Genomic DNA, 11,098 nt, shown 5'->3' on the forward strand with positions numbered 1-11,098 from the left:
CCACGCCGACCGTGAAAGCCCTGGAGGCGCGCGACGCAATCGCCAACGGCGCGGACGAAATTGACATGGTGATAAACGTGGGCGCGCTCAAGTCCGGCAACGACGCGCTGGTGTTCGACGATATCAGGGCCGTGCGCGAGGCTACGCGCGGGCATGTCCTTAAAGTGATTATCGAAACCGCGTATCTGACCGACGAGGAGAAAGTGCGCGCGTGCGCCATGTCGAAACAGGCGCAGGCGGATTTTGTAAAGACCTCCACCGGGTTCGGGCCGGGCGGCGCGACGGCGGCCGATGTGGCCCTGATGCGCAAAGTGGTCGGCAGTGGAATGGGAGTGAAGGCGTCCGGCGGGATCCGCAACACCGAAGACGCCCAGGCGATGATCAAGGCCGGAGCGAGCAGGCTGGGCACAAGTGCGAGCATCGGAATCGTGACGGGGCTGCAAGGCGCTTCGAGCGGCTATTAATTTCAAAACTGATGGGGAGAACCGAATATGAAAGAAGCATTGGGGCTGGTTGAAACGAAAGGTTTTATCGGGATGATCGAAGCGTCCGACGCGATGGCGAAAGCCGCGAAAGTCACGCTGATCGGCTATGAAAAAATCGGGTCGGCTTATGTCACCACGATGTGCAAGGGCGAAGTGGGCGCGGTGCGCGCCGCCGTGGAAGCCGGCGCGGCCGCCGCGCAGAAAGTGGGCGAGCTTGTCGGTATTCATGTGATACCCAGGCCCCATGACGGCCTTGACAGGTATATGGACAAGATCAGCGTAAGGGCGGACTAGTCCGTACCCTTTCCGGCCATGCTGACTGAAAACGATATCGCCGATATTATTTACGGGCTGCTGTCGGGGCATGGATTGCTGTCAGCCCGGGCGGGCGGCGACGCGGCGGCAGGCGTGCCGGCCTGTGCTGTGGCGGATACGGCGAAAATTTCCGCGGCGGTATCAGGTTCCGTTTCCGGCCCCGGCAAGACGCCTGCGGCCGGGCCCGGGCCGAAAGAGTTTAAAAGCGGGTATGCGACCGGATTTTACAAAGGTTTTTCGCATGCCGCGAAACCGGCTCCGGGAAAAGCGGCCGCGTTCGGCGCGAAAGGCGGACGCTATTACGGGCCAGCCGCGCGGCCGAAAAGAGTGTTTATGACCGACCGGGAGCTGCGGATCATGTTGCGGCCCGGGTCGAAGCTGCTGACGGTTCCGCGCGGGACGGTAATAAGTCCGCTCGCGCTGGACTGGATTGAGTTTGAAGCGATCGGACTGCGGTTTGAATGAGAGTTACGGATTGAGCGTCAGTGTATGATCAAATACTGGGAAATAAGAGCGATGCCGTCGCCGGAGGACGAGAGCAGACACTGTCTGTACCTCGACGGCGACACTATTGATGTTGATATGCTGCTTATGAAACTGGGCAATATCTGCAGCCGGCCGCTGATGGCCGAGCCGCCATATACTTACGCTCTGTATCTGTACGATACGAATGAGGAAATTCTTTTGAAAAGCGAGCGGGTTGTTGCCGATATCGTGCGGCGCAGCCAGCGCAGAAAAGGAAGGAAAGCGGAGCTTGCGCCTGACAATTTCGGGAAACTTCAAAATCCGGCGTCCGAGTTCACGCCGAGCTCGGAAACCATTGTAGAGCGTGACGCGCTGTACGCGCCGCCGGAAACGCTGTACACCGCTTTTGCCGAGCCGGAACCGGTTCGGCGCGGCAAGCCGGGCGCCCGGCCCGGCCGGCGGCCCTCAAGGGATACGCCGCGCGAAAAGACGAAAGATTCTTCCCGGCCGGAAATGCCGGCGGAACCGGCGGTTTCGTTCAAGCCGGAGCTTGCTCCCGCCGTGCAGGAGGAAGTGGAGGCGCTTGAGCGCGGCCGCAAAGGCATGATCAAGGAGCTGAGATTCACTGTTATCCCGGAAGTGCCGCCCAATCCCGCCGCGCCCCCGCCCAGACCGGCATTGCGTCCGGCGGGCCCTGTGCCGCCGCGCGCGATGCAGCCTGCCGGTCCGGCCAAGGCCGAGCCGGACGCGTCGGACCGGCTGATGCCGGCGCCGCCGCGCGTGCCGGTGAAACCGACTATTCGCCAGGTCAGCCCTCCGCCTCAGCAGCGTCCGCCCGTACAGACCGTGCGGCAGGCCGCGCCCGCGCCGCAGCAGCAGCGTCCTCCCGCACAGACCGTGCGGCAGGCTGCGCCCGCGCCGCAGCCGGTCAACCCGACACAGCCGTCCGGTCCGGCCGATATGATGGATATGTTTAACAGTGGCAATTTGAGGATGACTGCGTCTTCGCTGCGGCTGACCTCGTCGTCCGCGGGGCCGGTGAAACAGGGCGCGGCCGTGCCTGCGAAAGCAAAGGCTGTGGCGGGCAAGCGCGAGCCGTGGACGGTGGACGCGCCGCTTAATCCGATTTTTACCGCGGAGCGGCTGATTCCTTCGGTCAACCGGTTCGCGCACGCGGCGGCGCTTTCGACGATAGACAGCCCGGGCAGCATGTATAACCCGCTTTTCATGCATGGAGTGGCGGGTTCCGGCAAGACGCATTTTCTGTCGGCTGTGGCCTACGGCATCGGCGCTAAAAAAGGCGCGGACAAAGTGTTTGTAACCGACGGCACGCGTTTTTCGCGCGGCGTACACCAGATGATTCTGCGCAATACCGTGGCGGATTTCGAGGCGAAGCTGATGGGGATGGAGGCCATCTGCATAGATGACATTCACCTGATGGCGCTGGGCGAGGAGAACCGCCGTTATATCGCCGGCTGGCTGGCGGAGTTTAAAAAAGCCCGCAAGCAGATAGTGGTAACGTCTTCGGTGTCCGGTCCGGCGGTGCGCGAACTGGAAACGCGGCTGGGGTTCGAGTTCAGCTCCTCCAAGTCCGCGGTCGAGCTGAAAGCGCCGGCCGAGGAACAGAAACGCGAGGTGGTGCGCGAAATGGTGTCATGGCTTGACGCCAACATAGCCGAAGAGGAGCAGGACAGCTATCTGGTGCGGCGCGACAGCAATCTCAGCGCGGTTTTGCGTTCGATGCTGCGGCTCAAGGCCATGGAAACGATAGTGCCGGCGCATAATCCGCCGCTGACTACGGTAAATATGCTCGATATCATTTTCGGCGGCGCGAGCGAGGCGGAAGGCGACCCGAATGATGCCGAATTGAAAAAAGTCCAGAATTTTACGCCCAAAGGAACCGGCGGCTGGGGCAAGTGGGGCTTTTTCGGGCCGATGGGGCAGGACCGGTATCTTGACTGGGTGATGGCCAGCATTACCGAGCGAGCCAAGGAGCTTGGCCTGGCGGGCAGTTTTGTGCCTGCCGCCAGAATGGAGTATGATCCGTCCATGCTGGCCGCGTCGGCGTTTAAAATCGCGGAGGAATGCGATTCCAAGGATCTGTACGGTGCGGTGGTGCTCGGAGTGCCGGGTTCGGACTCACAGAAAATGGCGGTGTTTTCCGAGTCGCTGCGGCATATGCTGGGGAGCCTGTCGGTGCGGCTGGCCTGGTTCGACCGGGAAAAGCTGCGCGCGCCGTCTTCCTATGTGAGAGTGTTGCTTGATCTGCTGGGGTAAGCCCGGGCGTTTTAACGGGCGAAAAAAGGAGGCTGTATGCGTGTTTTGAAAATAGCGGTTATTATGCTGGCGGGGTTGCTGGCGGGCTGTGGGTCCGCCGGGCCGAAAAGCGTTGTTAAAAACGGTTCGCTGGCGCCGGAGTTTCTCGACACCAGTATAGACAAGGAATATCTGTGGGTGCGCGGGCTCGGCGCCGCGGGCGAGAAGTATGCCGACGCCACCCAGCGCAGGATCATGTCGCGCGAGGCGGCGATCGCCAACGCGCAGCTGCGGGCGACGGAATATCTCAATGGCGCGGCCGTGAATTCCAAAACGCGCGTGGAAAACGGCGTGACGGACGACCAGCAGCTGCTTGTCACGGTTAACGCGGCCGTCGCGCATGCGGAGGTGGTTTCCGCGGAATACACCAAGGACGACGGCTGCGCCGTGGTGGTGCGGCTGAAGCTGTCGGAAATCAACCGCGGCGGAATTATCGTCAAGCCGGAGTGAACATGAAAAAAATTGCCCTGGTTTGTTGCGTGGCGGGCGCGGTTCTGCTGGCGGGTTGCGCGAATATGAAGGTTGGGTCAGGCTGGTCGGGCGAGAAGGTCAAGGGGGAAGGGTTCGCCAAGTACACGCCGGAAGATCCGGCCGGGATGCGCGCGGCGGCGCTGGTATCGGCCCAGCGCAATGCCGTGGAAAAGGTGGTGGGGGTGTTCGTGTCGGCCAAAACGCTGGTGCGCGAATCCATCACTATTGACCAGAAGATACTGGCCCGGACCCAGGGTTTTATAAAAACCTATAAAGTGCTTGACGAGGGCCGGCAGGGCGATCTGTACCGGGTGCAGATAAAGGCCGTGGTGCTGGTATCCGACGTAAATAACGTGATCGGCGAGCTGCAGCTGGACCGGCCGGTTTATGACAAGAAGGTGCTGTTCATCGCCGCCGAGCCGGGCGCGGAATACGCGAGCGATTTGCGGACGGGAGTGTTCGGCGCGTTCGAAAAAAACGGGTTTGCGATGCTGGAGGACGCGGCTTTCGCCTCGTCCGGCGCGGGCGACACGGCGGCGGTTCTTGTGCGCGCGCGGGCGGCGGGCGCGGATTTCGCTCTGCGGGCAGAAGCGGCCGCGTATCCGCTTGAAGGCGTGCCGGGGCTGGGCGGCTCGTTTGTTTCGATGCGGGCAAAAATCACCTTGAAACTGCTGGAGGTTTCCTCCGGCAGGACGGTGGCGGAAGAAAGCCGCGAGGCCAGCGCGATAGACCCGGTGCGGCAGATCGCGCAGCGTAAAGCCGTTTCCGCGGCGGCCGGACTGGCCGCCGGGATAGTGGAGATGGCGGCGCGGCGCGCGGCGTCGGGCGGAGTGGTGATAACGCTGTCCGTCGAGGGGCTGGACGGAATTGAGCAGGTCGCCCGCATAAAAACCGCACTGGATTCCACACTCGGCGTGGAGTCTTACAACCTGCGCCGGTATGTGCACGGCGAGGCCAGATTTGATGTGAATGTCAGTTCAATAACCGGCGAGGAACTGGCTTCTTCGATACTGCGGCAGCTGCCGTTTAAGATGCTGTCGGTCACGCAGTATGCGGTGGAGCTGGCGGTGGAAGACTGAACCGGAACGCCGCCGGCGCGCGGGCGCAAATGCGGAGTTAACAGGATTTTAATGCTTGCCGGACTAAAAAGCGTAGGGATAAGGGGCATAGACGGATTTGCCGTTGCCGTGGAGGTGGACGTGGCGGCGGGGCTGCCGTCGTTTACCATTGTGGGCCTGCCCGAAGCCGAGGTGCGCGAGGCGCGCGACCGGGTTACTGCGGCGGTGCGCAACAGCGGGTACGATTTTCCGCTTAAACGGATCACCGTAAACCTCAGTCCGGCGGAGCTGCGCAAAAGCGGCACTCATTTTGACCTGCCGATCGCGCTGGGGGTGCTGCAGGCGTCGGGCCAGCTGAACGTGGCGCCGGGGCTGGCGGCGGAGGAACTGGTTTTTCTGGGCGAGCTGTCGCTGGACGGGCGGCTTAACCCGTCTCCGGGCGTGCTGCCGATGCTGGCGCCGCTTGCTGGGCGGGCGGTGAAAGGGGTTTTTGTGCCGCGCGGGAACGCGAACGAGGCGGCGGTGTCGGGGCTTAAAGCCTATGCGCTGGACAATCTTAAAGCGGCGGTGGAACTGCTTGGCGGAACCCGGCCGGCGGAAGCGGCGGTCTGGATCGAGGAACAGCCGGAGCGCGCGGCCGCGGAAGCCGGCTGGTCCGGCGATTTCAGCGAGGTGAAGGGCCAGCCGCTTGCCAAACGAGCCCTTGAAATCGCGGCGGCGGGCGGGCATAACGTGCTGATGATCGGGCCGCCCGGCACAGGCAAATCAATGCTGGCGCGCCGGTTTCCCGGCATTTTGCCGGAGATGGGCCGGGCCGAGTCGCTTGAGACGACCCGCATTTATTCGGTTAGCGGCATGCTCAGGGGAACCGGGCTGATGCGGCGGCGTCCGTTCCGGGACCCGCATCACACCGTTTCCGAAACCGCGCTGATAGGCGGAGGCGGAATCCCGCGTCCCGGCGAGGTTTCGCTGGCGCACAACGGGGTGTTGTTTCTGGATGAGCTGCCGGAATTTTCACGCGCGGGGCTGGAAGTCCTGCGCGAGCCGCTGGAGGACGGACGGGTGACTATTTCGCGGGCGCGTGAGCGGGTGACTTTTCCGTCGCGCTTTATACTGATCGCGGCCATGAACCCGTGCCCGTGCGGATATTTGGGGCATCCGGGCAGGCAGTGCCGGTGCACGCCGCTTGAGGTGAGGCGGTACAGCGCGAAAATTTCGGGCCCGCTGATGGACAGGATAGATCTGACTGTCCGGTTAAATCCGGTGCGGTATAAGGACTGGGAGAGCGCGCGCCCCGAGGAAGCGTCATCCGAAATAGGAGCAAGGGCGCTTGCCGCGCGCGGGGTGCAGGCGGAGCGGTTTGCCTCGGGCGCGACGCGGCTCAACGCTTTTATGAAGACGCGCGACATTAAGAAACACTGCGCGCTTCCGCCGGGCGGCAGTGAGATACTGGAAGCGGCGATGGGCCGGCTTGGCCTGTCGGCGCGCAGCATGGACAAGATTCTGAAAATCGCACGCACGATAGCCGATCTGGCGGGCGAAGAAACGATTCAGAAGCAACATTTGACAGAGGCCGTGCAGTACCGGAGTTTTGACCGGGCGGCCGTTATGGAGAGGTTATGAGGAAACTTGCCGGGCTGGTGTGTTTTTGCGCGGTTGTGTGCTGCTGCGGCGCGTTGCGCGCCGGGGAAGAGGCGGAACGCAATGTGCATGTGGTGGTTAAGGGCGACTGTCTGTGGGATATCGCCGGCAAGTATTGCGGCCAGCCGAGGAAATGGCGCAAACTTTACAAGGGCAACATGCGTATCATAAAAAATCCCGAGCTGATTTATCCCGGCCAGACGCTGGCGGTTACCTGCCTGCCGGACGGCGGAATAAAGATGGAGCCAGTCGCGCCGGCGGAAGCGGCGGCGATAGACACGGCGCCGGTTTCGGTGGCGGTGTCCAGCCCCGCGGAACAGGCTGCCGGGGCGGAGCCCGCGCCCGAGGCCGCGCCGAAGAAACCGGCCGGGCCGGATGCGGATGACAGGCTGTTGTCGGAACTGAAAGAACTGGCCGACGGCCGGGGCCGGGCGCAGGAGGATAACCTGTCCGTTTCGCCGGAGATGCCGGCCGACATGACGTGGGGTTTTCCTTCCCAGGATAACCAGCTGGTCGCGCCGGACTGGCGCGAGGACGGGAAAGTGGTGGCGGCGGATCTTGATGATCCGCTGGACACGCTCGCCGCGTTCGGGGATGTGGTGCAGCTGGAGCTGCGGACCGCCGGCTCCGTGCGCGCGGGCGAGCTGGTGTTTGTTTTCCGGCGCGGCAACGTGATCAAAGACAGCAACGGCGCGGCCAGACTTCAGCTGCAGCGTTCTGCGGCCCTTAAAATCAGGGCGGTAAACGGAACAACGGCTACGGCGGAAGTGGTCCGCGCGGTCAACCCGGTTGAGGTTGATGATTTGATTATGAAATAGCTCCGCCGCAGCGCGGAGCAGAGAATGAATCCATCGGATATAACATGAGCGAGCAGTGGTGCGATTTCAGACAGATTGTAGAGCAGGGCATTAAGCGGCGCGGCATTTCCCTGCGGGAACTGTGCCGGCGTGCCGGCACGGATGCGTCCTATCTTTCCAAGGTGCTTGCCGGAAAGCGCAATCCTCCGGAACAGGCCGCGGTGCTCAACGGCCTGGCGGAGGCGCTGGAACTGAGCCCGGAGATTATTTTTTTGTCGGTCGGGCGGATTCCGCCTCTGTGGGAAAAACTCCGGCATGACCGCGCGGCGTTTAATTCCGTGAACGTGTTTCTGGCGGGCGGAACGCAGCTGCCGGCGGCGGGAGCCGGCCCGGCGGCCAGGTCAGGCCGCTCCGGCGACGAAATTCCGGAGGAGCTTCTTTAAATGCCGCCATTGCTTTCACCTGCCGAGCGGGAAGCCCGGTTGCGCATGAATACGGCCTGGTTTATGAGGCCGGACTGGTGCCGCCGGCTGGTGGAACTGCACGGCAGCGCGTGCGCCGTGCTCGGGCAGACCGCGGCGGAACTGGCGGAGTCAAGCGCGTTGCCGCTGAAAAACGCGGAGAAATTTTTAGCCGACTGCGCTGCGGCCGATGCGGCCGGCGAATTGCGCGCCGCCGCCGATTGCGGCGGGCGCGTGGTGTTTCCGGAAGACGAGGATTTTCCGCCGCGGCTTGCCGGCATACCGGACGCGCCGTTTCTTGTTTATGTGAAAGGCGATATCGGGTTCGGCGGCCCGGCGGTCGCGGTTGTGGGGGCGCGTTACCCGGACGCGTACGGCCGCAGAATGTGCTCGGCCCTTGCGGCGGAGCTGGCCGGAGCCGGTTTCCTGATCGTAAGCGGACTGGCGCGCGGCATAGACACCGCGGCGCACGAAGCCGCGCTGGCGCGCGGCGGACGAACCTGGGCGGTGGTCGGCACCGGGCTGGGCAAATGTTATCCGCCGGAAAACCGCGGGCTGGAAGAACGGATTTTAAAAGCGGGCGGCGCGGTGATAAGCGAGTTTCCCGTTTCGAGCGGGCCGGCGGCGCACCATTTTCCGCGTCGCAACCGGCTGGTGTCGGGTTTATGCGGGGCGGTGCTGGTGGTGCAGGGCGATATAAAATCGGGTTCGCTCATCACAGCGCGCGTCGCGCTGGAGCAGGGCCGGGAAGTGCTGGCGGTGCCGGGCCAGGCTGACGAGCCGCTGAGCGCGGGGCCGAACCGGCTGATCCGGGACGGGGCGGTGCTGGTTCAGACGGCGAAAGACGTGCTGGACTCCTATCCGCCGCAGGAGCTGTTCGGGATAATGCTGCCGGCCGGCGAACCGGAAGCGAAAACCGCGCGGGCCGTCGCGCTGGAAGGGCTGAGCGCCGACGAGCGCGCCCTGCTCGAATGCATAGGCGGGCAGGAACTGCCGGTGGACGTGATAGCGCAGACTCTTAACTGGGACATTCCGCGCACCGCCGGCGCGCTGTTCGAGCTGGAGATAAAATCGCTGGTATCCGCGGCGGCGGGCCTGTACGCGAAAAATTGACGCAATACTAGAAATCAGGAAGGAATATGACTGCAAAAGCAAGCGGCAAAAAATATCTGGTGGTGGTGGAATCTCCCACCAAACAAAAAACCATAGGCAAGATACTGGGCCCGGAATATGTGGTGCGCAGTTCGTTCGGGCATGTGCGCGATCTGCCGGAGCGGGAGCTGGGCGTGGACGAGAAGAACGGATTCAAACCCACTTACGTCATCATTCCGAAAGCCAAAAAAAACATAACGGAGCTAAAGACCGCTTATAAAGACGCCGATCTGCTTTATCTGGCGACCGACCCTGACCGGGAAGGCGAGTCCATAGCGTGGCATCTGGTGGAGGCGCTGTCGCCTGACATGAAAAAGGTCAAGCGCATAGCGTTTCATGAGATTACGCCGGGCGCGATCAGGGAATCCTTCAACAATGCGCGCGACATTGACGACAATCTTGTCGAGGCGCAGCAGGCGCGGCGCGTGCTGGACCGGCTGGTGGGTTATAAACTGTCGCCGCTTTTGTGGCGCAAGATCAGCAAGGGGCTGTCGGCCGGGCGGGTGCAGTCGGTGGCGGTGCGGATTCTGGTGGAGCGCGCGAAAGAGATCGCGGAGTTTCCGGTGGAAAGCTATTATGCCGTAGAGGCTTCGCTTTCCAAACCGGGCCTGCCGCCGGACTTTAACGCGCGGCTCTATAAATGGAAAGGGGAGCCGGCGGAAAGGTCGCGCGTGCTGAAACTGTTCGCCGAGGACTATCGCGTGCGCCGCACGGTGTTTTCGGAGGAGGCGGAGCTGAACGACGCCAGGAAAATTCTTTCAGCCGGTCCGCTCAAGGTTGCCAGCGTGGAGCGCAAGGAAACGCGTCAGCGGCCCAAGCCTCCGTTCATCACCAGTTCGCTTCAGCAGGACGCGCACAACAAGCTGGGGTTTTCGTCGCAGAGGACGATGCAGGTTGCCCAGTCGCTTTACGAAGGCATCGAACTGGACGGCCAGACGGTGGGCTTGATAACTTACATGAGGACGGACTCGTTCAACGTGTCGAAAGACATTCAGAAAGAGTCGCGCGAATACATAGCCGCGCAGTACGGCGCGGCGTTCGCGCCGGAAAAACCGCCTTTTTACGGCAAGAAGGTCAAAGGCGCGCAGGAGGCGCATGAAGCCATTCACCCGACCAGCGTGGCCCGCGAGCCAGAGCAGATTCGGAAATATCTGAGCGGCGAGCAGGCGAAACTGTACGAGCTGATCTGGCGGCGGTTCCTGTCGAGCCAGATGGCGGACGCGGTGTTCGATACGCTGGGCGTGGAGATTGCGGCCGGGCCGGATTGCGACAGCGCCGCGCCGCAGTGCGTGCTTAAGACCGGCGGCCGCACGGTGAAATTCGAGGGGTTCCTTAAAGTTTACAAAGGCGAAGAGTCGGACGACGAAAACGAAGAGGAAACCGAGGAGAACGCCAAGCTGCCGCTGCTGGAAAAGGGCGACGCGCTTGAGCTTAAAGGCATAGACGCGGCCTCCAGGAAAACCTCGCCTCCGCCGATGTACAACGAAGCGAGCCTGATTAAAACGCTGGAAAAACACGGGATCGGGCGGCCTTCGACTTACGCGCCGATCGTCAAAACCATTCAGGACCGCAAATACGCGGAACGGCAGGGCCGGTCCGGCAAGCTTGCGCCGACCGAGCTGGGCACGACGGTGACCGAAAAGCTCAAGGGTTTTTTCCCGGAACTGATGGAGCTTTCCTACACGGCGGAGATCGAGGACAGGCTTGACGACGTGGCGTCCGGCTCGGCCAAATGGGCGGAGGTTGTCGCGGCGTTTTACGGGCCGTTTACCGCCGACCTCGCCAAAGCTTATACCGGCATGGAAGCGGAACAGCCTCAGGAAGTGGCGGACAAGTGCCCCGTGTGCGGCGGGCCGATGCTGCTGCGCGAAAGCCGGTTCGGCAAGTATATTTCCTGCGCCAATTTTCCGAAATGCAAGGGCAAGATCCGGCTGGAT

The 11,098-nt window shown here is 62.5% G+C and carries 11 protein-coding genes; all 11 read left to right on the top strand.

Annotated elements, in window-relative coordinates; translation table 11 throughout:
* Positions 1-464: deoxyribose-phosphate aldolase (deoC, locus tag PHW69_08130; GenBank protein MDD4005152.1), on the top strand; the 464-nt coding region annotated here is incomplete at its 5' end.
* 27 nt (positions 465-491) lie between these two features.
* On the top strand, positions 492-779 hold the full coding sequence (locus PHW69_08135) for a BMC domain-containing protein (GenBank protein MDD4005153.1): 288 nt from the start codon (positions 492-494) through the stop codon (positions 777-779).
* A gap of 18 nt (positions 780-797) precedes the next feature.
* Positions 798-1,265 carry a hypothetical protein gene (locus PHW69_08140; protein ID MDD4005154.1) on the top strand — a complete coding sequence of 156 codons (468 nt, stop codon included), beginning with the start codon at positions 798-800 and terminating at the stop codon, positions 1,263-1,265.
* A gap of 24 nt (positions 1,266-1,289) precedes the next feature.
* Positions 1,290-3,542, top strand: coding sequence for a DnaA/Hda family protein (locus tag PHW69_08145; GenBank protein MDD4005155.1), 2,253 nt, complete (start codon positions 1,290-1,292; stop codon positions 3,540-3,542).
* 36 nt (positions 3,543-3,578) lie between these two features.
* Positions 3,579-4,031 (top strand): hypothetical protein, encoded by a 453-nt coding sequence (locus tag PHW69_08150; GenBank protein ID MDD4005156.1) that lies wholly within the window; start codon positions 3,579-3,581, stop codon positions 4,029-4,031.
* Positions 4,032-4,033: 2 nt separating this feature from the next.
* Positions 4,034-5,131, top strand: a complete 1,098-nt coding sequence (locus PHW69_08155) for a hypothetical protein (GenBank protein MDD4005157.1) — start codon at positions 4,034-4,036, stop codon at positions 5,129-5,131.
* Between the two features lie 51 nt (positions 5,132-5,182).
* A complete protein-coding gene (locus PHW69_08160; GenBank protein ID MDD4005158.1) occupies positions 5,183-6,733 on the top strand; it encodes a YifB family Mg chelatase-like AAA ATPase in 1,551 nt (516 codons plus the stop codon).
* Complete coding sequence (locus PHW69_08165; protein MDD4005159.1) at positions 6,730-7,569, top strand: LysM peptidoglycan-binding domain-containing protein; 840 nt, start codon at positions 6,730-6,732, stop codon at positions 7,567-7,569. Before PHW69_08160 ends, PHW69_08165 begins: the two co-directional genes overlap by 4 nt.
* 44 nt (positions 7,570-7,613) lie before the next feature.
* Entirely contained in the window at positions 7,614-7,991 is a 378-nt protein-coding gene (locus tag PHW69_08170; protein ID MDD4005160.1) for a helix-turn-helix transcriptional regulator, read from the top strand.
* Positions 7,992-9,122: a DNA-processing protein DprA gene (gene dprA, locus PHW69_08175; protein ID MDD4005161.1), complete on the top strand. Its 1,131-nt coding sequence runs from the start codon at positions 7,992-7,994 to the stop codon at positions 9,120-9,122.
* Between the two features lie 26 nt (positions 9,123-9,148).
* A partial coding sequence (gene topA, locus PHW69_08180) for a type I DNA topoisomerase (protein MDD4005162.1) occupies positions 9,149-11,098 on the top strand: 1,950 nt, incomplete at its 3' end.

It is taken from the genome of Elusimicrobiaceae bacterium, assembly GCA_028700325.1.
Lineage (GTDB): Bacteria > Elusimicrobiota > Elusimicrobia > Elusimicrobiales > Elusimicrobiaceae > JAQVSV01.